General features: G+C 70.7%; 20 protein-coding genes and 1 pseudogene. 12 read left to right on the forward strand and 9 right to left on the reverse strand.

From position 1 onward, the window contains the following. Window positions 1-5: 5 nt before the first annotated feature. Entirely contained in the window at window positions 6-1433 is a 1428-nt protein-coding gene (locus tag ACWD4J_RS17230; RefSeq protein WP_451396212.1) for an FAD-binding oxidoreductase, read from the reverse strand. Between the two features lie 86 nt (window positions 1434-1519). On the opposite strand from ACWD4J_RS17230, the gene ACWD4J_RS17235 reads away from it, so the two are divergent. After that, window positions 1520-2185 carry a TetR/AcrR family transcriptional regulator gene (locus ACWD4J_RS17235; protein ID WP_451396213.1) on the forward strand — a complete coding sequence of 222 codons (666 nt, stop codon included), beginning with the start codon at window positions 1520-1522 and terminating at the stop codon, window positions 2183-2185. A gap of 73 nt (window positions 2186-2258) precedes the next feature. On the opposite strand, the gene ACWD4J_RS17240 is transcribed toward ACWD4J_RS17235, so the two are convergent. Next, complete coding sequence (locus tag ACWD4J_RS17240; RefSeq protein ID WP_451396214.1) at window positions 2259-2720, reverse strand: MarR family winged helix-turn-helix transcriptional regulator; 462 nt, start codon at window positions 2718-2720, stop codon at window positions 2259-2261. A gap of 81 nt (window positions 2721-2801) precedes the next feature. Between ACWD4J_RS17240 and ACWD4J_RS17245 the strand changes: the two genes are divergently transcribed. Beyond that, window positions 2802-3173, forward strand: coding sequence for a VOC family protein (locus ACWD4J_RS17245; protein ID WP_451396215.1), 372 nt, complete (start codon window positions 2802-2804; stop codon window positions 3171-3173). 244 nt (window positions 3174-3417) lie between these two features. Here ACWD4J_RS17245 and ACWD4J_RS17250 read toward each other — a convergent pair. Continuing rightward, window positions 3418-4473 (reverse strand): annotated as a pseudogene (locus ACWD4J_RS17250) (chitinase); the annotation flags it as partial. 585 nt (window positions 4474-5058) lie between these two features. On the opposite strand from ACWD4J_RS17250, the gene ACWD4J_RS17255 reads away from it, so the two are divergent. After that, window positions 5059-7188: an RICIN domain-containing protein gene (locus ACWD4J_RS17255; RefSeq protein ID WP_451396216.1), complete on the forward strand. Its 2130-nt coding sequence runs from the start codon at window positions 5059-5061 to the stop codon at window positions 7186-7188. Window positions 7189-7307: 119 nt separating this feature from the next. Continuing rightward, complete coding sequence (locus ACWD4J_RS17260) at window positions 7308-8342, forward strand: LacI family DNA-binding transcriptional regulator (RefSeq protein ID WP_451396217.1); 1035 nt, start codon at window positions 7308-7310, stop codon at window positions 8340-8342. Window positions 8343-8403: 61 nt separating this feature from the next. On the opposite strand, the gene ACWD4J_RS17265 is transcribed toward ACWD4J_RS17260, so the two are convergent. The 4 genes from ACWD4J_RS17265 to ACWD4J_RS17280 form a co-directional block, all read right to left on the reverse strand. Further along, the gene (locus ACWD4J_RS17265; RefSeq protein WP_451396218.1) at window positions 8404-10758 is read right to left on the reverse strand and encodes a glycoside hydrolase family 3 N-terminal domain-containing protein; all 2355 of its coding nucleotides are present in this window, start codon (window positions 10756-10758) and stop codon (window positions 8404-8406) included. Between the two features lie 86 nt (window positions 10759-10844). Next, window positions 10845-11759, reverse strand: coding sequence for a carbohydrate ABC transporter permease (locus ACWD4J_RS17270; protein WP_451396219.1), 915 nt, complete (start codon window positions 11757-11759; stop codon window positions 10845-10847). Continuing rightward, window positions 11756-12607 (reverse strand): carbohydrate ABC transporter permease, encoded by an 852-nt coding sequence (locus tag ACWD4J_RS17275; RefSeq protein WP_451396365.1) that lies wholly within the window; start codon window positions 12605-12607, stop codon window positions 11756-11758. Before ACWD4J_RS17275 ends, ACWD4J_RS17270 begins: the two co-directional genes overlap by 4 nt. Window positions 12608-12702: 95 nt before the next feature. Further along, entirely contained in the window at window positions 12703-13959 is a 1257-nt protein-coding gene (locus ACWD4J_RS17280) for an extracellular solute-binding protein (protein WP_451396220.1), read from the reverse strand. A 512-nt stretch (window positions 13960-14471) separates the two neighbouring features. Here ACWD4J_RS17280 and ACWD4J_RS17285 point away from each other — a divergent pair. Then, the gene (locus tag ACWD4J_RS17285) at window positions 14472-15683 is read left to right on the forward strand and encodes an SLC13 family permease (protein ID WP_451396221.1); all 1212 of its coding nucleotides are present in this window, start codon (window positions 14472-14474) and stop codon (window positions 15681-15683) included. A 37-nt stretch (window positions 15684-15720) separates the two neighbouring features. Continuing rightward, the gene (locus ACWD4J_RS17290; protein WP_451396222.1) at window positions 15721-16233 is read left to right on the forward strand and encodes a universal stress protein; all 513 of its coding nucleotides are present in this window, start codon (window positions 15721-15723) and stop codon (window positions 16231-16233) included. Window positions 16234-16264: 31 nt separating this feature from the next. Here the strand turns inward: ACWD4J_RS17290 and ACWD4J_RS17295 are convergent, their stop codons facing one another. Further along, complete coding sequence (locus ACWD4J_RS17295) at window positions 16265-17938, reverse strand: glycoside hydrolase family 13 protein (RefSeq protein ID WP_451396223.1); 1674 nt, start codon at window positions 17936-17938, stop codon at window positions 16265-16267. Window positions 17939-18134: 196 nt separating this feature from the next. On the opposite strand from ACWD4J_RS17295, the gene ACWD4J_RS17300 reads away from it, so the two are divergent. Beyond that, complete coding sequence (locus ACWD4J_RS17300) at window positions 18135-19256, forward strand: substrate-binding domain-containing protein (protein ID WP_451396224.1); 1122 nt, start codon at window positions 18135-18137, stop codon at window positions 19254-19256. Here the strand turns inward: ACWD4J_RS17300 and ACWD4J_RS17305 are convergent. Beyond that, entirely contained in the window at window positions 19213-19689 is a 477-nt protein-coding gene (locus ACWD4J_RS17305; protein WP_451396225.1) for a MarR family winged helix-turn-helix transcriptional regulator, read from the reverse strand. The genes ACWD4J_RS17300 and ACWD4J_RS17305 overlap by 44 nt on opposite strands. A 416-nt stretch (window positions 19690-20105) precedes the next feature. Here ACWD4J_RS17305 and urtA point away from each other — a divergent pair, with 416 nt between their 5' ends. The 5 genes from urtA (at window position 20106) to urtE (ending at window position 25011) form a co-directional block, all read left to right on the forward strand. After that, the gene (gene urtA / locus ACWD4J_RS17310; RefSeq protein WP_451396226.1) at window positions 20106-21362 is read left to right on the forward strand and encodes an urea ABC transporter substrate-binding protein; all 1257 of its coding nucleotides are present in this window, start codon (window positions 20106-20108) and stop codon (window positions 21360-21362) included. A 124-nt stretch (window positions 21363-21486) separates the two neighbouring features. Continuing rightward, window positions 21487-22374, forward strand: a complete 888-nt coding sequence (urtB, locus tag ACWD4J_RS17315) for an urea ABC transporter permease subunit UrtB (protein ID WP_451396227.1) — start codon at window positions 21487-21489, stop codon at window positions 22372-22374. Next, window positions 22371-23495, forward strand: coding sequence for an urea ABC transporter permease subunit UrtC (gene urtC, locus ACWD4J_RS17320; RefSeq protein WP_451396228.1), 1125 nt, complete (start codon window positions 22371-22373; stop codon window positions 23493-23495). Before urtB ends, urtC begins: the two co-directional genes overlap by 4 nt. Beyond that, window positions 23492-24319: an urea ABC transporter ATP-binding protein UrtD gene (urtD, locus tag ACWD4J_RS17325; RefSeq protein WP_451396229.1), complete on the forward strand. Its 828-nt coding sequence runs from the start codon at window positions 23492-23494 to the stop codon at window positions 24317-24319. Before urtC ends, urtD begins: the two co-directional genes overlap by 4 nt. Then, a complete protein-coding gene (urtE, locus tag ACWD4J_RS17330) occupies window positions 24319-25011 on the forward strand; it encodes an urea ABC transporter ATP-binding subunit UrtE (protein WP_451396230.1) in 693 nt (230 codons plus the stop codon). The genes urtD and urtE overlap by 1 nt, the downstream gene beginning before the upstream one ends. Window positions 25012-25026 lie beyond the last annotated feature (15 nt).

A 25026-nucleotide genomic window follows, 5' to 3' on the forward strand; every position in this document is an offset into this window, starting at 1 on the left:
TCGGCTCATTCGGCGGTCGAAGACTCCGGTTCCGCGGGAGCGATGTTCTTGTTGAAGCGCAGCAGGTTGTCCGGGTCCCAGGCGGCCTTGACCGCCCGCAGCCGCCGGTGCTTGGCCTCGCCGCCGTGCACTCCGCGGCACCACGCCTCGCCCAGGTCGTCGGTGAGGTTCGTGTAGCCGCTGGTCAGCGAGTGAGGCCGCATCGCTTCGGTGAGGGTCGTCGCCCACTGTGCGTACTGCGTGTCGTGCTCGGGGGTGTCCCACATGCTGACGGCCTCCCACAGCCAGGCGGCGCCCGCGCGGGAGAAGGCCATGGCGTCCTCGGCGGTGTCCTCTGAGATCGCGCCGCCCATGCACCAGAGGTTGATCGTGCTGGCGGCGCCGGGGGTGCGCGGCGCGGCGGCGGCGTTCGCCAGGAGGGCGCCGACGGCGTCGGCGGACAGGGCCGGCAGGTAGCCGCCGCGCAGGTTCATGCGCTTGCCGTAGGGGGCTACGGCGTCCAGCATGCTGTTGGCCTGCAGCCACGGCATCTTCGTGACCAGGTCGGCCAGGGGCCGGCCGAGCGCGGTGAGCGGCTCTACGACCTCATCGGCACCTGCCGGCTCGCCGCTGTAGACCGGGACGAGGACCAGCACCGGCTTGCCGTGCGCCTCCTCGGGCAGCGTGGGCAGCGCGGGGGCGGGGGCGACGGCGGCCAGTAGGCCCAGCTCGCGCGGGGCTGTGGCCATGTACGCCGGGAGCCTTCCGAGGACGTCGGCGGCCTGGTCGAACGGGAAGATCAGCTGCCCGGCCACGACGTCCGGGCCGACCGGGTGCGCGCGGTACTCGAAGGCGGTGACGACCCCGAAGTTGCCGCCACCGCCGCGCAGCGCCCAGAACAGCTCGGGGTTCTCGGCCTCGTCGGCGCGGACCTTGCGGCCGTCCACGGTGACCATCTCGCAGGCCAGCAGGTTGTCGACGGTCGCGCCGAAGCGGCGCATCAGGTGGCCGATGCCCCCGCCCAGGGTCAGGCCGGCGACCCCGGTGCTGCTGACCGTGCCGGCGGGTACGGCCAGGCCGTGCCGCTGGGCGGCGGCGTCCAACTCGCCCAGCAGGACGCCCGGCTGGGCCCGTACCACCCGGGTCTCCGGGTCGACGGTGATCGCCTTCATCGCCGAGAGGTCGACGACCAGCGCGCCGCCGGGCATCGCGTACCCGTCGGAGCCATGTCCACCGCCGCGCACGGCGACCGGGACAGCGCGGGCGGAGGCATAGCGCAGGACGGTCGCGACGTCGTGCTCGTCGGTGCACTGCGCGATCAGCGCGGGGCCTTCGTCGGCGGCGCGGCCCTGGTAGAGGGCGCGTGCGGCGTCGTACCGGGCGTCGCCGGGGCGCAGCACCCGGCCGCGGAAGCCGGCGGGGAAATCGGTGTGGGGGTCTGCCGGGACGGTCATTTGGGGCCTCCTCGAGGGTGCGGCACAGCTTCGCTAACCGGAAATTGAATTTCCGGTTACCTCGTCGGAGGTTAGCATCGGGGCTGATGAGCCCGACCACGCCCCCAGCAGACCGGCCCCTTCGCGCCGACGCCCGCCAGAACGTCGAGCAGATCCTCGACGTCGCCCAGGAGGTCTTCGCCGACCTCGGCTACCAGGCGTCGATCGCGGAGGTCGCCAAGCGCTCCGGCCTGGGCATGGGCACGATCTACCGGCACTTCCCGAACAAGGCCGTCCTGGTCGAGCACATCGCGATCAAGGTGATGCGGGAGAGCCTGGCCGAGGTGCGGCACGCGCTCGCCGAGGAACCGGTCACCTGGGCCGCCTTCACCCGGGTCGTACGCCATATGACCGGCCTGCGCAGCAGCCAGCTCTTCCCGGTGTCGCGCAGGCGGGCCACCGAGGCCGGGCCCGAACTGGCCGCCGTCCGCACCCAGCTCCTCGCCGCCCTGGACGATCTGGTGACCCGGACCCAGCAGGCGGGAGTTCTGCGCGACGACGTCAACGCCTACGACATCGTCCTGATGCTCAACTCCATCCCGCCGCGGCACACGGCCGACGCGGCGGACGACGAACCCGTCTCCGACCTGGCCGACCGGTACACGGGCGTCCTCCTGGACGGGCTGCGAGCCCCCGGCTCCGAGCCGCTGTCCCAACCCGCTCCCGGCCGCCGGGAGATCGACCGGTTCTTCCGCACCACGCACGGCTTGTGAGGCGGATCCGTCACCGTGGCGGGACGCCCCGCAGCGGTACGGTGCGCGCCGGGTTCGGCGGCGGGCAGGCGGGTCATCCGCCGAGGGCCGCCGACATACGGTCGAGGTCGGCGAGGAGAGCGGCCAGGCGCCGCTGCGGGATCGCGTCGATCATCTGCCGTTCGATGGCGTAGACGACGGACCGGGCCGCGTCGAGACGGCGGCGGCCGTCCGCTGTGAGGTGGGCGGGAAGGGCGCGGCCGTGGTCGGTGGTGGCGGGCCGTGAGATCAGGTCCGCGTCCTGGAGACCGCGGAGTACGACGTTCATGGACTGCCGTGTGACGAACGCGCCACGGGCGAGTTCGGCGTTGGACAGGCCCGGCTGCTGGTCGAGGAGTTCGAGGCATGCGTACTGCGGCACCGTGAGGCCGTGCTCGCGCAGCGCTCTGTCCATGGCGCCGCGCAGCGCCGCGGCGGAGCGTTTGAGGCGGTATCCCACGTGCTCGGTGACGTCCTGAGCGGGATGGGGCGGTTCCACGAGCTTCCGGTCTTCCATGTCAGGATTTTGACATATCCAGCGGCCGTGCATACGGTCACGCATGTCAAAGTCCTGACATCAAGGAATCGAGGACCAGCTATGACTGCCACCGTGGACGGCCCTGACTTCATCGCTCTGCAGGTACGTGACGTCGAGGCGGCCGCCGCCTTCTGCGAGAAGCACCTCGGACTGCGCCGGGCACCGGCGTCGCCTCCCGGAGCGGTGGTGTTCGCCACCGAACCGATCCCGTTCGCCGTCCGCGAGCCGCTGCCCGGCGTGGACCTCGACGCCGCCGCCCGGCCCGGTCTCGGGGTGGCCCTGTGGTTCCGCACCACCGACGCCCAGGAGCTGCACGATCAGCTCGTCGCCGCCGGAGTGCCCGTCATCAGCCCGCTCAAGGACAGTCCCTTCGGGCGCACGTTCACCTTCGCCGGTCCCGAGGGCTACGCCATCACGGCGCACGGGGGCTGACGGCCGTACCGTCGAGGCCTCCCCGCCTGGAAAGGGCGGGGAGGCCGTGGGCGCTGGTGCCGGCAGGCGGACGGCGGACGCGGGGCTGACCAACGGCGCCTTCTACGCGCACTTCGGATCCAAGAAGGAGCTCGTCGCGACCGCGGTCGCCGACCAGCTGGGCGCACAGAACGCGACCTTCGACGCCCTGGAACCCGGCCGCGCCGGAGTCCAGCAGTTCGCGTCAGCGGGCGGCGATGCTCTGCGTAAAGGGCTCGAAGGTGTGGCTGAAGTACCAGGTGTCCTGGGCGATCCCGGAACAGGAGTCGGAGCCCCCGGTGCCGACGCAGCCGCCGTTGTCGCGCTGGAGCGCCCAGAAGGAGAGGGTGTCGATCCCCTTGGCGGCCGCCCACTTCTCGACCGTAATCGCGTCCTGCGTGGTGAAGGTCTCCTCGGGGCCGTAGTCGTCGATGCCCGGCATCTCGATGATGCCGATCGTGCCCCACAGCTTCGCCGGGCTCTTCTTCGGGTAGAGGGCGGCCAGTTGGCCGTACAGGCCGGTGGCGGCGGTCTTGGTGTCGGCCGCCATGTCGTGGGTGGCGCCGTCGTAGTAGTCGAAGGTCATGAGGTTGACGACGTCCACCCGGGCGCCGTTGTCGACGGCGTTCTGCAGCACCGCCAGACCGTTGGCCTCCAGACCGGTGGTGCTGGTCGGCAGGGTGTAGGAGAACTGCAGGCTGTGGCCCGTGCGTTCGGCCCAGCGCTCGGCCTTGGCGATGGCCTTGTTGCGGCGGTCGATCCCGGCGGTGTTGTTGATGGAGTCGCCCTCCACGTCGAGGTCGATGCGCGTGATGCCGTAGGTCTTGACGAGGCTTTCGTACACCGAGGCGATGGCGTCGACGTCGGTGCAGCTGTCGGCCAGCTCGGTGCCCGTGGTGTCGGCGCTCCAACCCCCGAAGGACGGGATGACGTTGCCGCCGCGGGCCTGGATCGCGGCGATGTCGCTGCCGAAGCTCGCCTTGGCGATCGGCTGGGTCGAGTCGCCGTTCCAGTACGTGGCGCACGAGCCCGCCTCGGGCGTCTGCAGAAAGGCCATCGTGAGGTACTTGTTGCCCGACTCGGCGGCGAGCGCGGCCGGGCTCTCCCCGGTCCACGCCTCGAAGTACGGCGCCGCCACGTGTGCGGGCATCGGCTTGGCTTCGTACGAGGGCAGCTGCGACGAGGCGTGCGCGCCGCCTCCCCCGAGGGCAATCAGTGCGGCTGACACGGCGGTTACGGTCACGCCGGACAGCAGTGTGTGCAGGGATCCAGTTCGTCTCATTGACGCTCCCGTGGCGAAATGAGCAGGTGGGAACAGCGGGCAGAGCGAAAAGACAGACGTGCGCGAGGTTCGCCGGGGCCCGGTCGGCAGCGGTGCGTCCGCCGCCGACCGGAGGCGAACAGCGACCATATTTGGACTAGACCAATTATCTGTCAAGTTTCTTTACAATTAACTGACCAGAAGTTACGCGGCGCCGAACGGAGCGACCGCGCGCTCGCGTTGCAGACCCTGCCGGGTTGCCTCGGCACCGGGGTGCCACCGGGGGGGGCACCACCCTCGTCCGGAGCACCGTCCACTTCTCGGGCCACTCTCGACGGCTGCAGCCGCGTCAACACTCGATGGCGGTCGGCCTACGAAACTCTTTCGGAAACGCGCCGGTGACATAGCGGTGCCGCGTCCTAATACTGTCCTCCATCCGGATCACGTCCCATTGAGCGGAATTCACATCCCTGAGTAACCGGGGCGCCGCCGGTCTCGTATTTCGTCCCACGGCAATTCGCGCTGACGAACTCAGAGGAACCCGCGTTGAAAAGACAGACATTGATACGGAAGGCTCTCGCGGCAGCGACAGCCACAGGCATCGCCATGGCATTCACCATCGCGGCTGCGGCGAGTGCGTCGGCGTATCAGCCGAGCCCGGCCAACCTCTACGTGGCGCAGAATTCCGCCGCGTGCAACAAGAGCCCCTGCGTGCTCTACCCGAAATCGGCCCAGCTGCCGAGCGGCCGGATCGTGGCAGCGTTCGAGGACAGTGAGAGCGCTCCGGTGGGGCAGACGATGCCCCTGTACAAGAGCGACGACGACGGAACGACCTGGGCGAAGCTCGCCGATGTCAAAGCTCCCGCCTATCTGTCCAGTGACTCCGCGTACGCGAAGTACACGAGCAACTGGACGAACCCGTATCTCTACGTGCTCCCGCAGGCCGTCGGAAACCTGAGCGCCGGCACGCTGCTGCTCGCGAGCATCGTCTCGGGCGACGACTACTACTACGAGGAGCAGAAAGCCGCGAACTCCTCCTGGACGCCGACGAGTGACGGCGACCGCAAGGACGTGGCGCTCGCCCTGTACGCCAGCACGGACGACGGCGCGACCTGGAGCTTCGAGAACATCATCGCCGCCGGCAGCTGGCAGGGCGGCAGCGCGGGCAGCATCGGCCGCACCTCGACCGCCAACACCAACAAGCAGGTCGATCCCGTCTGGGAACCGCACCTGCTCGCCCACGACGGGCAGCTCATCGCGTACTACTCCGACGAGAACGACTACACCGGCTACACCACCACCACCGGCGCCCCGACCCTCGACCCGGACAACGACACCGCGACCGACTCCGGCGGCCAGGTCCTGATGCACCGGACCTGGGACGGCACCAGCGCGTCCTGGAGCAGCCCGGTCGTCGACGTCCCCGGCTCCACGGTGAACATGGGCAACGGCAAGACGGAGATCGGCGGCGGCCGCCCCGGCATGACGACGGTCGCCCCGACGACCGACGGCAAGTGGATGATGACGTACGAGTACTGGGGCGGCGGCACCAACGTCCGGTACCGCATCGCCGACGACCCGCTGAAGTTCTTCTCCGGCACGGACGCGGCGATCACCTCGCTGCCCGTGCCCTCGGGCGGGAACACGCTGTCCACGGGCGGCAGCCCGGTGCTCCTGCCGATGCCGGACGGGCGGATCGTGTACAACGCGTCCGGCAGCGGTGACGTCTGGGTCAACGAGTCCGGGCTGAGCACCGGCACCTGGAAGCAGTACAAGACGCCGGTCGCCGCCGGCTACAGCCGCGACCTCCAGTACGTCGACGGCACCGGACGCGTCCTCATCCTCCAGGCCTCCTGGAGCGGCGGCAGCGTCGGACCGGTGAAGTACGGCGAGGTCGACCTCGGGCACTCCGACGCCGCCTACTACAAGCTCGTCAACCGGCTGACCGGCCAGGTCCTCAGTACCGCGGCCGGGAAGACGCAGGACGCGAGCCTCACCGGCGACACCCCCGACGTCGTCCTCGGCGCGGACTCCACCGCCGGCACCCAGCGCTGGCACCTGACGGCCAAGGGCTCCGACGTGACCCTGCTGGGCAAGGCCGGCGGCCGCGCGGTCGCCATCTGGACCGGCAGCGCGACGGCCGGGCAGAAGCTGGCCCAGTGGGTCGACGACGACGCCACCGACAAGCGGTGGACCCTGGTCTCCTCCTCGACCAGCGGGTACTACAACCTCCGCTCGGTCCGGAACACCAGCCTCTACATGACGGGCGCGACCGCGGGCGGCGCCGTCACCCTGGCGGCATCGGCCACCGACGGCTCGCAGGACTGGCAGCTGGTCCAGGACCCGCTCCCGACGGACTCGGCCTTCAGCCTGAAAGGCAGCTACTCCGGCCGCTGCCTCGACGTGCCGAACGGCCAGACAGGTGTGCAGGTGCAGATCTGGGACTGCGTCGGGAACGCGAACCAGACCATCACGCAGACCAGCGCGGGCGAGCTCCGGGTCTCCGGAAAGTGCCTCGCCGCGGACGGTGACGGCACCACCGCCGGGACCAGGCTCATCCTCTGGGCCTGCAACGGGAAGTCCAGCCAGAAGTGGTCGTTCCGCGTGGACGGAACGATCGTCAACCGCTCCAACGGCCTCGTCATCGACGTGACGAACTGGGGCACTTCCAACGGTTCGAAGGTCCAGCTGTGGACGGGCCTCGGCAACGCCACCCAGCAGTGGAGCAGGGTGTAGGAGGCACACCAGCGGGCGCCGGACTCTTGTCTGCCGGCGCCCGCTGCTGTTGGCTTGCGACGGTATGTCCGGTGGCTTACGGCGGAGGTCCGGTCGAGGACCGGCGAGAAGGCAAGGCAGTGACCGTTCAGGACAAGGGACAGCTGGACGCGCAGTACGGCCTGCTGACGAGCATCGCCCAGGAGGCGGGTGTGTCGCTCAGTACCGTGTCCAAGGTGGTGCACCGGCGCCGCGACGTGGGCGCTACGACCCGGGCCCGGGTCGAGGAGCTGCTGGCGCGGCACGGGTACGTCCGCCCGTGGGACCGGGAGGCGCCGGTGCCGCGGCAGATCATCGCGGTGTTCCGGGACCTGTCGGGCCCGTACACGCTGGAGGTCGTCCGCGGGATCGTGGACGCGGCGGGCGAACTCGGCGTCGACGTGGTGACCGGGACGACCAGCAGGCGTTCGATCTCCCAGTGGCTTCAGGAGTGCGCGGCGCTCGGCGCCGCCGGGCTGATCATCGTGATCTCGATGCTGTCGGAGGACGACCAGCGACGCATCGTCGAGGAGCAGCTGCCGGTGGTGCTGGTGGATCCGCTGAGCGCGCCGTCGTCGGACATACCGAGCATCGGGGTGACGAACTGGAGCGGGGCCAGGGACGCGGTGCAGCACCTCCTCGGCCTCGGCCACACCCGGATCGGCATGGTCGCGGGCCGCTCACACTCGCTGGCCGGCTCGGCGCGCCTGCATGGTTACCGGGCCGCGCTGGAGGAGGCGGGCGTCGGCTACGACCCGGCGATCGTGCGCTCGACCGACTTCGACTACGACGAGGCGCTCGCCGCCAGCCTGCAGATCCTGCGTACCGAGCAGCCGCCCACGGCGCTCTTCGCGGCCAGCGACGCGCAGGCGCTCGGCGTTCTGGAGGCCGCCCGGCAGCTGGGGCTGCGCGTTCCGGACGATCTGGCGGTCATGTCCTTCGACGACACCCTGGTGGCGGCCATGGCCAGCCCGCCGCTGAGCGCGGTGCGCCAGCCGTTCGAGGAGCTGGGGCGCGAGGCCACGCGGGTGCTGCTGCAGGTCGCCGAGGGCCGCCCGCCCGCCTCCCCGCGCATGGAACTGGCCACGGAACTCGTACTGCGGACCTCGACGTCCGCGCCCCGCACCCGAGTCTGAGCAGCACGACAGGGCGGACGATCCCCTGGAAGGGGGCCGCCCGCCCTGTCCGCTACGCCGCTCAGCCCCTGACGACGCTCACCGGCACACCGTGCTGCCGTACGACCTCCAGGTCCCGCTGCTCACCCACCAGTTGCACCTTCGTCTCGGCCGGTGTGTCACCGCTGGAGGAACCGGCGTACAGCAGGATCTCGCCGGGCTCGACGATCCGGTGGCCGTCCAGACCGGTGAAGGCCAGGCGGTCGGTGTGGACGTCGAAGCGGACCGTCGCCTCCTCACCGGGTTCAAGGCCGACCTTGGCGAACGCCAGCAGCGCCCGCACCGGCCGGGTGACCTGGGCGACCGGGTCGGTGAAGTACAGCTGGACCGTCTCGGCGCCGGCTACGGACCCGGTATTCCGCACGCGCGCCGAGACCGTGAACTGTCCCTCGGTCGGCACCGGTTGGTGGCCGACCGTCAGTCCGTCGATCGCGAACGTCGTGTACGACAGCCCGTGCCCGAAGCGGAACGCGGGCGTGGGATCCAGGTTGGACAGCCAGTTCTGCCGGTCGCCCAGCGGCGGGTGGAGGTACGTGTACGGCTGCCCGGCGGGCGCGTTCGGGATCTGTACCGGCAGCTTGCCGCTGAAGTTCGCCCTACCTGAGAGGAGTTCGGCGACCGCGCGGCCGCCCTCCTCCCCCGGCAGGAAGACCTGCACCATGGCCGCCGCGGCGGACGCGAACCGCCCCACGGCGTACGGGCGCCCGCTGTTGACGACGATCACGACCGGCTTGCCGGTCGCGAGCACCGCCTCGATCAGCTCCTCCTGCACGCCCGGCAGGCGCAGGTCCTCGACGTCGCAGCCCTCGCCGGACGTGCCGATGCCGAACATGCCGGCCTTGTCGCCGACGACCAGGACGGTGAGGTCGGCTGCGGCGCTCGCCTCCACGGCGGCCGGAATGCCGTCGCGCTCCTCGTCCCGGATCGGGCAGCCCTTCACGTACTCCCACTCCACGCCCGGGAGTTCGGCCTCCAGCGCGGCACGCAGCGACACGGCCTCGACCCCGTTGCCGAGGTCGTCGCGCTCGGAGAGGACGTGGTTGGGGAAGCTGTAGCAGCCGAACATCGTGCGCACGTCGTCGGCGCACGGGCCGATCAGGGCGATCCGGGCGGCGGACGGGAGGGGCAGGCCCCCGTCGTTCGACAGCAGGACGGCGCTCGACTGCGCCACCGCGTGGGCGAGTTCGCGGTTCCCGGGCTTGTCCAGGTCGAGTCCGCCCGCGCGCAGGGCGGGCGGCTCCGGGTCCCAGTCGGGGTCGAGAAGCCCGAGCTCGGCCTTCTGCCGCAGCACCCGGCGCACCGCCCGGTCGACGTCGGCCTCGGTCGCGTCTCCGCGTCGTACGGCGTCGACCAGCGCCTCGCCGAAGCCGCGCTGGTCCGGCAGTTCGACGTCCAGGCCCGCCTTGAGGGCGAGCGCCCCGGCGCCGGGCAGATCGGCCGCCACCCGGTGGGCGTTCACCAGGAACGGCAGCGACCAGTAGTCGGAGACGACGGTGCCCTCGAAGCCCCACTGCTCGCGCAGTACGCCGGTCAGCAGCCACCAGCTCGCGGCGGGGGCCTCGCCGTCGATCTCGGCGTACGAGTTCATGACGGACCCCACTCCGGCGGCTACCGCCCGTTCGAAGGGCGGCAGGATCACGTCGAAGAGCTCGCGGCGGCCGATGCGGGCCGGGGCGTGGTTGCGGCCGCCCATGGAGACGGAGTAGCCGGCGAAGTGCTTGAGCGTGGCGTACACCCCGGCGCTCTGCACGCCCAGGACGTACGCCTCGCCCATCTCGCCGACCAGGTACGGGTCCTCGCCGTAGGTCTCCTCGCAGCGGCCCCAGCGGTAGTCGCGGATGACGTCGACGACCGGGGCGAGGCCCTGGTGGACCCCGGCCGCGGCCATGTCGGCGCCGATGGCCGCGCCGACCCGGCGGATCAGGGCCGGGTCGAAGGTGGCCGCCATGCCGAGGGATGTGGGGTAGATCGTGGCCCCGTAGGCGGTGAAGCCGGTCAGGCACTCGTCGTGCGCCATGGCCGGGATGCCGAACCTGCTCTGCGCCGTGATCTGCCGCTGGCGCTCGGCCAGCAGGCCGGCGTGCTCGAGGGCGGGCCGGGGCACGGTGCCGTAGGGGCGGGTGAGCTGGCCGAGGCCGTACCGCGCGACCTGGTCCAGATCGCCGACCCTGCCGAAGTGGTTGCTACCCGGAGCCACCTCGGGGCCGTCGGGCTCGATGTCGTCCCAGGTGCTGCTCAGCTGCGCGACCTTCTCTTCCAGGGTGAGCCTGGCGAGCAGCGCCTCGGCACGCTCGGCGGCCGGAAGGGCCGGGTCGGCCCAGGGGCGGTCGTCGTCCGCCGGGGAGAGATCGGAGTGGTCCGGCGTGGTGGTCGTCATTCACGACTCCTCGTGGGGTGTGCTCGGGCATGCCGAGGGAGGCCGGCGCCCCCGTGGCGCGTCGGCCGACTCCCTTGCGGCGTGTACTACTTGGAGAATCCGGCGGTCAGTCCGGCGACCAACTGCCGCCTGGCCAGGACGAACACCACCAGCATCGGAAGGGTGGAGAGCACCACCGCGGCCATCGTCGCGGGGACGTCGATGCCGAACTGGCCGCGGTAGAGCGTCAGGGCGAGGGGCAGTACGGCCTTGTCGCCGCTCTGGGTGAGGATCAGGGGGAAGAGGAAACCGTTCCAGACCTGGAGGCCGTCGTACACCGCGACCGTCACCAGGGCGGGGCGGGCCATCGGCGCGGCCAGCGAGAACAGCATGCGCCAGTCGCCGGCGCCGTCGACGACCATCGCCTCGAACAGCGAACGGGGTACGTCGCGCAGGAAGCTGACCAGGATCATCACCGTGACCGGCAGCGCGAACGCCGCCGAGGGCAGCACGATCGCGAGCAGGCTGTCGTACATGTGCATGCGGATGATCAGCAGGTACACCGGGATGATCACCGCCTGCAGCGGGATGGCGAGGCCCAGCAGGTACAGCCGGAAGGACAGGCGGGACCAGGGATTGCTGTACCGGACGATCGAGAACGCGGCCATCAGGGCGGCGACCACGGTGAGCGCGACCGCCACCACGGTGACCGCGGCGCTGTTGAGCAGGTAGGTCGCGAAGCCGCCGTCCAGGACGGTCTTGTAGTTGTCCAGGGTCGGGTGGCCGGGCGGCACCAGCGGGCTGGCGGTGGTGAAGTCCGTACGGCCGCGGAGGCTGGTCACGACCAGCCAGTACACGGGTACGACGACGAGCGCGGTCCACACGATCGCGGCGCCGCCGGTGACGGCGCGGCGCAGGGCCCTGGCGGCCGCGCGCGGCCAGGCGGGCGGCACCGGCGCCGGTGCCCGCACGGCGGCTTCCGGTCCGGGATCCGTCCGTACCTCGGTCACGACGGTGCTCACATGCCCTCCTGCTGGCTGTCCATCCGGGTGAAGCCGGACAGGCGGGTGGTGATCAGCGACAGCCCGAGGCCGAACACCACAAGGAGCGTGGCGATCGCGCTGGCCCGGCCCATGTCGTGGGCCTGGAAACCCGTGATGTACATGGCGAGCGGCAGCACGCGGGTCGCGGTGCCGGGACCGCCCGTGCCGCCCGACAGGACGAAGATCAGGTCGAAGTAGGTCAGCGAGCCCACCAGCATGAGCGTGCTCGACGTGACGAACGTGTACTTCAGCTGCGGCAGGGTGATCCGCAGGAAGCGGGTCACGGGCCCGGCGCCGTCGATGGCGGCGGCCTCGTACAGCGATACGGGGATCTGCCGCATCCCGGCCTGGTAGAGCAGCGCATGGAACGGCACGAACTGCCAGGCGATCACGGAGATCACCGTGTAGAGGGCGAGCTCGGGCGAGCCGAGCAGCGGCCGGGCCAGCCAGTGCAGTCCGGGCGTCGCGCCGATACCGAAGGACGGGTCGAGCAGGGCCTGCCAGGTCAGGCCGATCGCCACGGCGGAGAGCAGCAGGGGCAGGAACCACAGCACGGCGAAGAACGCGCGCAGGCGTCCCCGCGGAGCCTGGAAGACACCGAGCGCCAGGGCGAGGGGGGTCTGGACCAGCCAGCTGACCACCATCACCTTGAGGGTGAGCCACAGCGCCTGCCAGGTGGCGCCGTCGGTCAGGACGCCGCTCCAGTTGGCGAACCCGGCCCAGCCGAGGGAGCCCAGGCCGTCCCAGCGCGCGAGGCTGAGCACCACCACGCCGACCAGGGGAACGAGGCCGAACAGGCCGAACAGGACCAGCGCGGGCGCGGCCATGAGCAGGCCGCTGTAGCGGCGGCGGCCCCGGCGCGCCGCGCCCGGCCGCGCCTTGCGGGGCGCGACCGGACCCGGCGTAGGAACCAGGGCGGTCATTACTGCGCCGCCTCGCTCATGTTCGTGCCGAACTGCTCGGGCTTGATCTCCCGCAGGAACGATTTGTCAACGTTCGTCAGCAGCGGATCGGCCTGGTCCGACGGCAGGGCCTGGTCCCAGGAGAGCTGGAAGCCCGGGGAGTTCTGCACCAGGCCGTAGACGAACGTCAGCCACTCCTTGTCGGACGACTTGGTCGCCGCCAGCTTCGCGTCGAGGCCGTTGACCGGCGGCACGCTGCCGGCCGCGAGATAGGCGTCGACCTGCGAGTCGTTCAGGACGTAGTCCTTCAGGTACGTGAGCGCCGCGGACTTGTGCGAGCTCGCCGCGTTCAGCGACAGGAAGTTCGAGGGGTTGCCGACGATGCTCTTCGCGTCGCCCTTCCCGTCGGGCAGTGCCGGGAAGGCCACGTAGCCCAGGTCCTTCTTCACGAAGTCCGGCGCGGCCTTGACCAGGTTCGCGTACTCCCAGGTGCCCATCAGCTCCATGCCCGCCTTGCCGGTGTAGAGCAGGGCCGTGGAGGCGCCCTGGTCGTAGTTCACCGACGAGGCGTTGTCGCCGAAGGCACCGGCCTTGGCGAGGTCCTGGAGGTCCTGGTCGGCCTTGGTGACGGCCGGGTCCTTCCACGCCGAGGCGTCACCGGCGGCGATCTTGGTGAACACCTGCGAACCGCCCTCGCGGTCGAGCAGGTACTCCAAGTACATCAGCGTCGGCCACTTCGAGTTCGCCGCGAGGGAGAGCGGGGTGACGCCGTCGCCCTTCAGCTTCTTCACGGCCGTCAGCAGCTCGTCGTACGTCTTCGGCGGCTTGACGCCCGCGTCCTTCAGGACCTTCTTGTTGTAGTAGAGGACGACCGGGGCGAGGCCGTTGGCGGGGACGCCGTAGACCTTGCCGTCGAAGGTGGCGCTCTGCATCACGCTGGGCGTGAACCGGTCCGTCTTCACCTGGGCGTCGGTGAGGGCGTCGACCTTGCCCGCCTTGACGTAGTCGTTCAGTGCGCCGCCGCCCCAGCTGAAGAAGAGGTCCGGGGCCTGGTTCGCGCCGAACGCCACGCGCAGCTTCTGCTTGTAGTCGTCGTTGGCGAACAGCCGCAGGGTGATCTTCTCGTCCGGGTGGTCCTTGTTGTAGGCGTCCACGGACTCCTTGAGGATCGTCTGGTCCGTCAGCGCCCACATCGTCAGGCCCTTCGACGACGAGCCCGCGGACGATCCGGACGGCCCCGAAGTCCCGCACGCGGCGAGGCTCAGGGCCGCCGCCACGGTGACCGCGGACGCTATCCCGCGTCGAATTCTCGGAGTTGGGCCGCTGTGATTTCCGAGTACCGGGAATCCGTGCATGCTCTGCCTCTCTTCTCTTCGGCATGCCGTATTCATGCGCCAGGCAGATGGGTGGTTCGCACGAAAGGCTTTCGGATGCCTTCACCGCGGACGAGCTGCCTGCTGGACCGGGACACTGACACGGGATTCACAGCCGGGACAAGGAGGTGAAATTCCTCGGTTACGAAACACTTTCGCACGCCCGTCAGCAGAGCGGGCCGGAATGCGATCCAGGTCACGGTGCTGCCCGAGCCAGCTCGTCATGTTCGGGACAAAGTCACGCGCCGCTTCTCCCGGCGCTGCGGTCTCGCCGGCCCCGCGAGCCGGACCCCGGGGCCGGTGAGACCCTTGAGCGTTGCTGCTCGCAGGGTGCCGGCCGGGTTCCCCGCCGCTGGAGGGATGTTCTGAGTACCGCGGTCGTCTCCGAGATCGTCTCGGTCGCTCTGCTGCTGGGTGTGCTGGCCTTCGCCGTCGTACGTCCGCGGGGCTGGCCGGAGGCCGCGGCCGCCGTGCCCGCGGCCGGGCTGGCCGTGGCCGTGGGGGCGGTGTCGCCGCACGGGGCCTGGGAGCAGACGCGGAGCCTGCTCCCGGTCGTCGGGTTCCTCGCCCTGGTGCTCGTGCTGGCACAGCTGTGCGCGGACGAAGGACTGTTCGATGCCGCCGGGGCCGCGGTCGCCCGGTGGTGCGGGGACAGTTCCGGAAAGCTGCTGGGCGGGGTCTTCGTGCTGGCCTCGGCGATCACGGCGGTGCTCAGCCTCGACGCGACCGTGGTGCTGCTCACGCCCGTCGTCTTCGCCACCGCGGCCCGCGCGGGCGCCCGGGCCCGGCCGCACGTGTACGCCACCGCGCACCTGGCGAACTCCGCGTCGCTGCTGCTGCCGGTCTCGAATCTGACCAACCTGCTGGCGTTCACCGCGAGCGGCCTGACCTTCACCCGGTTCGCGGCGCTGATGGCGCTGCCCTGGCTGGCCGCGATCGCCGTGGAGTACGCGGCCTTCCGCCGGTTCTTCCGCGCCGATCTGGGCGCGGGCATCACCGCATCCGGCACGCCTCAGCAGGGGCCGGGGGTTCCCCTCTTCACGCTCGTGGTGCTGGCGCTGACGCTGGGCGGCTTCGTCGTGACCTCCTTCGCCGGTCTCGAACCCGCGTGGGCGGCGCTCGGCGGGGTGCTCGTGCTGGCCGGGCGGGCGCTGAGCCGGCGCCGTATGGGTGTACGGGATCTCGTCGGCGCGGCGTCCCCGCTGTTCTGCCTGTTCGTACTGGCCCTGGGCGTCGTGGTGAAGGCCGTCGTGGACAACGGCCTGGGCGCCGGACTCGGACGTCTGCTGCCGGACGGGGACTCGCTGCCGGTGCTGCTGGTCCTGGCCACCGTGGCCGCGGTGCTCGCCAACGTGATCAACAACCTGCCCGCGGTCCTGGCCCTGCTGCCGCTGGTCGCGCCGGGCGGTCCGGGGCCGGTGCTGGCCGTGCTGATCGGCGTGAACCTCGGCCCCAACCTCACCTACGTGGGCTCGCTTGCCACGCTGCTGTGGCGGCGCATCCTGCACGAACACGACACCCAGGCGGACCTCGGCCACTTCACACGGCTCGGCCTGGTGACCGTACCGGCCACGCTTCTTGCCTCGACCGTGGCGTTGTGGGGAATGCTGCACACCATCGGCACCTGACCGAGCAGGGACCTCAGCCGGACCCAGGAGGCGTCCCATGAGCGTCATCGTCTGGATCACCGAGGGCACGTGGCCCGCCTGTGTCGGCGCCGCGCTCGCCCGGGCGGCCGCGGACGAGGAGATCGTGCTGCTCCACGTCCGCGACGACGCGGTCGCCGAGACGGCCCACGGCGCGTTCGCCGGACTTCTCGGCCGCGGCCACCTCCGGGGACACCACCCGGCCGAGGGCTGGGGCAGCGACCCCGGGGAGCGGATCGAGGAGCTCTCCGAGTCCGCCGCGCGACAGCTCCTCGACGCGGCCGAGGAGTCGCTCGGCCGCCCCGCCCGCCGGCTCCTCGTCCACGGCCGCACCGAGCGGGAGGTCGTCCGCGCCGCCACGGGCGCGGGCCTGCTGATCTGCGCGCGCGACGGCGACCGCACCCGGCTCGGCCCGCACAGCCTCGGGCCCACCACCCGCTTCGTGGTGGACCACGCGCCCTGCCCGGTCCTGCTCGTCTGGCCCGGCGAGGCCCCGGCGACGGAACTGCCGCCGCCGCCCCCAGCCCATTAGGCCGAGGGCTGCCGGCTGTCGATCGTTCCCGTCAGAGCTTCGAGCCGAGCCAGGCCGTGGTGTCCGGCCCGAGGCGCCCGTCCTCGAGCGGCGCGCTGGTCAGGAGCAGCTCTCCCGGGGGCAGGGCGACCGGCTCGCCGGACAGGTTGGTGACGCAGCCCCAGCCGCCGGAGCGGGCGAAGTGCAGCACGCCGGGGGCGCTCTCAGCCCAGGTCAGCGACTCGTCGCCGGGCACAAGCAGCTTGCGGCGCAGGCGCAGGGCCGCGCGGTAAAGCTCCAGCGTGGAGCCCTCGGCCTCGTCCTGGGTCTCGACGGAGTACGCGGCGAAGCTCTCCGGCTGCGGCAGCCAGGCCCCAGCCGGGCCGAAGCCGTACGACGGACCGGTGCGGGTCCACGGGAGCGGGACGCGGCAGCCGTCGCGGCCCTTGCGGACGTGGCCGGTCTGCTCCCAGATCGGGTCCTGGAGGACTTCGGCGGGCAGATCCGCGACCTCCGGCAGGCCCAGTTCCTCACCCTGGTAGACGTACGAGGAGCCGGGCAGGGCCAGCATCAGCAGGGTCGCCGCGCGGGCCCGGCGCAGTCCTCGGACGTGGTCGATCGCTGGGGCGCGGCCGCCGGAGAGCAGCCAGGCGTCCGGGTCGGTGCCCTCGGGGAGTACGAGCCGCGAGGCGTGGCGCACCACGTCGTGGTTGGACAGCACCCAGGTGGCGGAGGCACCCGCGGCGCGTGCGGTGTCGAGCGAGACGGTGATGACCTCGCGCAGTTCGCCCGCCGACCAGCCCGTCTTCAGGTACTCGAAGTTGAACGCCTGCCCGAGTTCGTCCGGGCGTGCGTACAGCACCCGCCGGTGGTTGGGCACCCAGGCCTCGGCCACCGCCATCCGCGGCGGTGTGTAGGCGTCGAGGACCTTGCGCCAGTCGCGGTAGATCTCGTGGACCTCGTCGCGGTCGTAGAACGGATGGGTGCCGTCCGCTATCGTGACCAGGGCTTCCTCGCCCGGCAGACGGTGGCCGAGGTCCCGCAGCGGCTCGGTGAGGTCCTTGGCCAGACCGTGCGCGACGTCGATGCGGAATCCGTCGACACCCCGGTCGGACCAGAAACGCAGTGTGGTGCGGAAGTCGGCGCGGACCTCTTCGTTGTCCCAGTTGAGGTCGGGCTGCTCGGGGGCGAACAGGTGCAGATACCACTGCCCGTCCGGTACCCGCCGCCACGCGCTGCCACCGAAGACCGACTGCCAGTCGGAGGGCGGGAGTTCGCCGTGCGCGCCGCGGCCGTCGCGGAACACGTAGCGGTCGCGGGCGGCCGAGCCGCGCCCGGAGCGCAGCGCCTCGCGGAACCAGACGTGCTGGTCGGAGGTGTGGTTCGGGACGATGTCGACCAGCACTTTCAGGCCCAGGCGGTGGGCCTCGGCGACCATCGCGCCGAAGTCGTCGAGCGTGCCGAGGCGCGGGTCGACGTCCCGGGGGTCGGCGACGTCGTAACCGCCGTCGGCCAGTTCGGACGGATAGAAGGGGCTGAGCCACAGGGCGTCGACACCCAGAGTGCTCAGATGCGTCAGCCGCTGCGTGATGCCCCGGATGTCGCCCAGGCCGTCACCGTCGGCATCGGCGAAGCTGCGCGGATAGATCTGGTAGATGACGGCCTGGCGCCACCAGTCGGGGTCCTTGGGCGACAGGTCGGGCGCGGACGGGGAGAGTTCGGTCACGCGGTCTCCTTGCGAGTGCGGGTGCGGGTGCGCTCAGATGCCTTCCCTCCGCGGCACGCAATCAAGGGCGCCGCCCGCCGCACACGGCCGAGTTCACCCGTACGCACGGGTGTCGATCCCGTACGCATCCCCTACGAACAGGTCTCGATCCCGGCCGTCTCTTGGACGGCGGCGGCCGCCCGGCAATCATGTGGCCATGCACCGGCCGCCGCCCCGCCTCGAGACCCCTGAGTGGTTCACGGGCGACGACTCGACCCTGAATGTCGCGCTCGTGTACCCCATGCAGGGGCCCGCAGGGATCTTCGGCCCCACCTGTGTCTCGTGCGCGCGGCTCGCCGCCGAGGAGGTCAACAGGGCGGGCGGGGTCCTCGGCAGGGAGCTGCGGCTCCTCGAGGTGGACGGCGGCGCGGAACCGCGGCGGGTCGCGCGGGACGTGGAGGCCCTGGTGGCGACGGGCGCGGTGCAGGGCGTCACGGGCTGGCACATCTCGTCGGTCCGGCGGGCGGTGGCGCCGCGGGTCGCGCACCGGGTCCCGTACGTCTACACGGCCCTGTACGAGGGCGGCGAGCGCACCGAGGGCGTCTTCATGACCAGTGAGACGCCGGCATGGCAGCTGCTGCCCGCCATGCGGCTGATGGCCGAGGCCCGGGGCGTCCGGAGCTGGTTCGTCGTCGGCAACAACTATGTGTGGCCGCGGCACACGGCGCGGGCCGCACGGCGGTATGCGCGCCGGTGCCATGACGGTGCGGTCTGCGGCGAGGCGTATCTTCCGCTGGGCACCGAGGACTTCGGGGCCGTGCTGCGGCGGATCGAGCGGGCCGACGCCGACGCCGTGCTGATGCTCCTGGTCGGCAGTGACGCGGTGCGCTTCAACCGGGCCTTCGCCGCGTCCGGGCTCGACCAGCGGTGTCTGCGGCTGAGCACGCTGATGGACGAGAACATGCTGATGGCGAGCGGTCCTGAGGCCACCGCGGATCTGTTCAGCACGGCGGGCTTCTTCGCGTCACTGGCGAACCAGGACACCCTGGACTTCCACGGCCGGTACGCCGGCCGGTTCGGCATCGAGGCCCCGGCCCCGGGGAGCCTCGGCGAGTCCTGCTACGAGGGCGTCCTGCTCCTTGCGGCGCTCGTCGAACGGGCCCGGAGCCTGGACGTCCTGGCGATCGGGGCGGCCGCGGACACGGTCTCGTACGAGGGCCCGCGCGGGCTGCTGGGGCTGCGCGACCGGCATGTGCGCCAGCGCATCTATCTGGCGGAGGCGGACGGCCTGGACTTCAACGTGCTCGCCCAGCTGTCCGCTCCGTACGACCTTTCGTGACCGCGGCGTCGGTGTCGTCGAGCGCGTCGACGAGCCGCTCCAAGAGGGTGCCAAGCTGTTCCCCGCCGTCTTCGGCCAGCGGTTCCACATCCCCGAGCGCGCCCCGTATCCGACGGTCCATCTGCTGTCTGCGCTGCAGTCCGCGCGGGGTGAGCTGAGCCAGTACGCGGCGCCGGTCGGCGGGGTCGATCCGGCGGTACACCAGGTTCTGGTCGACGAGTTGGTCGACGGTCTTGGTGAGGCTGGACATCGGCAGGAAGACGCATTCGGCGATGGCGGACATGCTGTGGCCGCGACCGTCCGAGAGCAGGTCCAGCACCCTCCAGGCCTCGATGGAGCAGTCGAACTCGTCCAGTACGGACTGCACTCGGCGCACCGAGAGGCGTTCGGCCCGGGTCAGCAGTCGGAGCAGTTCGTGGAGCCGGCCGGCCATCGGCACTCCTCAACTCGGTTCCTCAGCCCGCCAGTCCGCGGGAGCGCAGCTCAGCCTACCTCCGGCAACCACACTCTTGACAGCATTCAATCGAAACCCAATACTTCCCACAGGAAGCATTAATTGCCGTTACTGAAGCCGTTACCGAGATGCCGATGAACCACGCATCTCCGGTGGCGGCATTTCTTTTTTCACTCCACGGTTCTCCGCGTCAGGCGATACGGCTCCTTAAGTCCGCGGAAACGTAACCGAAACAGCATCACCCCAGGCTGTGGACCGGACTTCAGTGGATCCAGCCCGGACACCACCATCGGACGGCTGGGAATTCGCGCGCCAACACCGCCGCTTCTGAAGCGCCTTGCCGCTCTGTTTTCACTCGCTTTCCACACCGCCCTTCTCGGGCAAGGAGGTATTGCATGTCCGGGCTCAGCTTCAGCAGACGGGGTCTGCTCACGGCCGCTTCGGCCGTCGGCGCGTCCGCCGCCCTCAGCGCCTGCGGCGCAAAGACCGGCAGCGGCCCGTCATCGGACGCGGCCGGGGCCACGGCGGACACCTCCGGCAGCACGGTGAAGATCGGCCTGCTCAACTCGCTGTCGGGCACCATGGCCATCAGCGAGGTGACGGTGCACAACTCGCTGCTGCTGGCCGTGAAGGAGATCAACGCCGCCGGCGGCGTGCTCGGCAAGAAGCTCAAGGCCGTCAGCCAGGACGGCGCGTCCGACTGGCCGACCTTCGCGGAGAAGGCGGAGAGCCTGATCAAGGAGGACAAGGTCGCGGCCACCTTCGGCTGCTGGACCTCGGCCAGCCGCAAGGCCGTCAAGCCGGTCTTCGAGAAGTACAAGTCGCTGCTGTTCTACCCCGTGCAGTACGAGGGCCTTGAGCAGTCGCCATACATCTTCTACATCGGCGCCACGACGAACCAGCAGATCGTGCCCGCCCTCGACTACCTCAAGAAGCAGGGCCTGACCCGCCTCTACCTCGTCGGCAGCGACTACGTCTTCCCGCGCACCGCCAACAAGATCATCAAGGCGTACGCGAAGGCCAACGGCATGAAGGTGGTCGGCGAGGACTACGCGCCCCTGGGCTCCACGGAGTTCAGCACGATCGTCAACGAGGTCAAGGGCTCCGGCGCGGACGCCGTGTTCAACACCCTCAACGGCGACAGCAACGTGGCCTTCTTCAAGGAGTACAAGTCCGCGGGGCTCACCGCGAAGAGCATGCCGGTGCTGTCGGTCTCCATCGCCGAGGAGGAGGTCAAGTCCATCGGCACCCAGTACCTCGAGGGCCAGTTGACCGCCTGGAACTACTACGAGACCACGCCCGGCGCGGCGAACGAGAAGTTCGTCAAGGCGTACCAGGCCGAGTACGGGGCGACGAAGCCGACCAGCGACCCCATGGAGGCCGCCTACATCTCGGTCTATCTGTGGAAGGCGATGGTCGAGAAGGCAGGCTCGTTCGACGTGGCCAAGGTGAAGGCGGCCGCCGACGGCATCACGTTCGACGCCCCCGAGGGCAAGGTCACGGTCGACGGCGCCACGCAGCACGTCTACAAGACGGCCCGGATCGGCAAGGTCGGCTCCGACGGACTGATCACCGAGGTGTGGAACTCGGGCAAGCCGATCAAGCCGGACCCGTATCTGAAGGGCTACGACTGGGCCTCGGGCCTCTCCTGAGTCCGGCTCCTGTCCCGACTCCTGTCCCGATTCCAGTCGCTGTCACGCGGACCCGGCCCGCATCTGCATCGCAGGGCCGGGTCCCGCCCCGCGCCCGCACCCCGTCCCGACCCGGAGCCGCTCCATGACGGTCGTCCTCAACCAGTCCTTCACCGGCATCAGCATCGGTGCCGTCCTGCTGCTCATCGCGCTCGGTCTGACCCTGACCTTCGGGCAGATGGGCGTGATCAACATGGCACACGGCGAGTTCATCATGGCCGGCGCCTACACCACGTACGTCCTGCAGAAGTCCATCAGCAGCGCAGGAGTCTCGCTGCTCGTGGCCCTGCCCGTGGCCTTCCTCGTGGCCGGCGCGATGGGGGCGCTGCTCGAGTGGCTGCTCATCCGGCGGCTCTACACGCGGCCGCTTGACACCCTCCTCGTCACCTGGGGCGTCTCGCTGATGCTCCAGCAGCTCGCGCGTGACATCTTCGGCGCCCCCAATGTGCAGACCCGCGCCCCCGACATCCTCACCGGCAACATCGCGGTGACGAACGGCATCAGCCTCGCCAACAGCAGGCTGTTCATCCTCGGGCTCGCCCTGCTCTCCGTGCTCGCCCTGACCCTCGTACTGCGGTTCACCCCGCTCGGCCGTCGCATCAGGGCCGTCGTGCAGAACCGGGACCTCGCCGAGGTGTCCGGCATCGCGACCGGCACGGTCGACCGGGTGACCTTCTTCATCGGCTCGGGTCTCGCGGGCGTGGCGGGCGTCGCGATCACCCTGGTCGGCCCGATCGGCCCGACGACCGGCACCAACTACATCGTCGACGCCTTCCTCGTGGTGGTCGTCGGCGGCATCGGGCAGCTCAAGGGCAGCGTGATCACGGCCTTCGTCCTCGGTGTCCTGCAGGCGGTCCTCGAATACTCGACCACGGTCAGCGTCGCCAAGGTGATCGTGCTGGTGGCGATCGTCGCCTTCCTCCAGTGGCGTCCCCAGGGCCTGTACACACTGCGCACCCGGAGCCTGGCATGACGACGACATCCGCACCCACGGCGACACCGGCACCCGAGAAGGCCCCGGAACGCCCGTTCACCCGGTTCCGCGTGCCCGGCGGCTTCGCACTCGGCGCGGTCCTGCTCCTCGCCGTCGCACCCCTCGCACTCTCCGACTTCCGCCTCGCGCTGCTCGCCAAGTACCTGTGCTGGGCGATGGTGGCCGTCGGCGTGAGCCTCGCCTGGGGCCGGGGCGGGCTGATGGTCCTCGGCCAGGGCGTCTTCTTCGGCCTCGGCGGCTACGCCATGGCCATGCATCTCAAGCTCGCCGACGCCGCCGACACCGGAGGGCCGGGCGCGCTGCCGGACTTCATGCAGCTGTACGGCAGCGGAGGGGACCTGCCCTGGTGGTGGCAGCCCTTCGCCAACCCGGTCTTCGCCCTGGCCGCGACCGTCCTGCTGCCGATGGCGGTCGCCGCCGTGCTCGGCTTCTTCGTCTTCCGGCGCCGGGTGCGCGGGGCGTACTTCGCGATCCTCAGCCAGGCGCTCGCCGCGGCCCTCGCGATCTGGCTGGTAGGCCAGCAGGCCACCACCGGCGGCACCAACGGGCTCACCGACTTCCAGGGCTTCTTCGGATACGACCTCGACGACCCGGCCAACCAGCGGACGGTCTACTTCATCATCGCCGTCAGCCTGCTCCTGCTGATGGCCGCCGCCCGCCAGCTGTTCGTCAGCCGCTACGGCGAACTCCTCGTCGCCGTACGGGACTCCGAGGAACGCGTCCGCTTCCTCGGCTACGACCCGGCCAACGTCAAGCTCGTGGCGTACGTCGTGGCAGCGGGCATGGCAGGGCTGGCCGGGGCGCTGTTCGTGCCGGCGGTCGGGATCATCTCGCCCGCGCTGATCGGTGTCGTGCCGTCCATCGGCTTCGTCATCGGCGCGGCGGTCGGCGGACGGGCGTCCCTGGTGGGCGCGGTGCTCGGCGCGATCGCGGTGGCCTGGGCGCAGAGCACGCTCTCCGACGCCTTCCCCGCCGCGTGGACGTACCTCCAGGGGCTGCTGTTCGTCCTCGCGGTCGGCTTCCTCCCCGGGGGACTGGCGTCCCTGGGGGCGGTCGTCCGGCGCAACCGTACTCGTACTCGTTCGGGAGAGGCAGCATGAGCGGCGAGGGGCTGACCATCCGCGGGCTGCGGGTGTCGTTCGACGGCTACACGGCGGTCGACGGCGTCGATCTCGACGTGCACCCCGGCGACCTGCGGTTCCTCATCGGCCCGAACGGGGCGGGGAAGACCACGCTGGTCGACGCGGTCACCGGCCTGGTGAAGGCCACCGGATCGGTGCGCTTCGGCACGGACGAGGACGCGACGGAGCTCGTCGGCCGGCCCGTGCACAAGATCGCGCGGCTCGGCATCGGCCGTACGTTCCAGACGGCCACGGTGTTCGAGGAGCTGACCGTGCTGCAGAACCTCGACATCGCCGCCGGGGCCGGCCGCGGACCGCTGACGATGCTGCGCCGCCGCAAGGGCGTACCGGACGCGGTGGCGAAGGCCCTGGAGACCACCGGCCTGACCGAGCTGCGCGACAAGCCCGCCGGCGTGCTCGCGCACGGCCAGAAGCAGTGGCTGGAGATCGGCATGCTGCTGGTCCAGGACGTACGGCTGCTGCTGCTCGACGAGCCGGTCGCGGGCATGAGCCACGAGGAGCGCGAGGCGACGGGTGAGCTGCTCCAGCGGGTGAGCGGGGACCGTACGGTCGTCGTGATCGAGCACGACATGGACTTCATGCGCGCCTTCGCCCGCAGCGTCACGGTGCTGCACGCGGGCAAGGTGCTCAGCGAGGGCACGGTGGCCGAGGTCCAGGCGGACCCGAAGGTGCAGGAGGTGTACCTGGGGCGCGCCCGTGACGAGGAGCCCCCGGCACCGGTGGTCGACCCGCCGGGCGAAACGCCCACCCCCACCCCGACGGCCTCGGCGCAGGAGGCGTGATGCTCGAGATCGACGACATCCGGGTCGGCTACGACCGCAGCCCGGTCCTGCACGGCGTCACCGTCGCCGTCCCGAAGGACGGTGTGGCGGCGGTACTCGGCCACAACGGCGCGGGGAAGAGCACGCTGCTGCGCGCCGCCATGGGGCTGCTGAGGCCCGGCACAGGCATCGTGCGCCTCGACGGCGAGGACATCACCCGCCTCGCCCCGCACCAGCGGGTGGCCCGTGGCATGGCGTACGTACCGCAGGGCCAGCAGTCCTTCCCGCACCTGACCACGGCCGAGAACCTCCAACTCGTCGCGGACGGCAGGCCGGACGGCAAGGAGGCGATCGCGGAGGCCCTCGACCTCTTCCCGGCCCTGCGCGACCTCTCCGGCCGCCGCGCCGGACTGCTCTCCGGCGGCCAGCGCCAGCAACTGGCCATCGCCCGCGCGCTGATCACCCGCCCGAGGCTGCTTCTGCTCGACGAGCCGACCGAGGGCATCCAGCCCTCCGTCGTCGCCGAGATCGAGGAGACGATCCTCGCCCTGACCCGCCGCGGCGGCCTCTCCGTGCTCCTGGTCGAGCAGCACGTCGGCTTCGCCATGCGCGCCGCCCAGCGGTACTACGTACTTCAGGCGGGCCGTGTGACGTCCTCGGGCGAGGGCGGGACGGAGGCCGAGCAGACGGTACGGGCGGCGCTCAGCGTCTGAAACGCGACGCCACCA

Source organism: Streptomyces sp. NPDC002577, assembly GCF_053594815.1.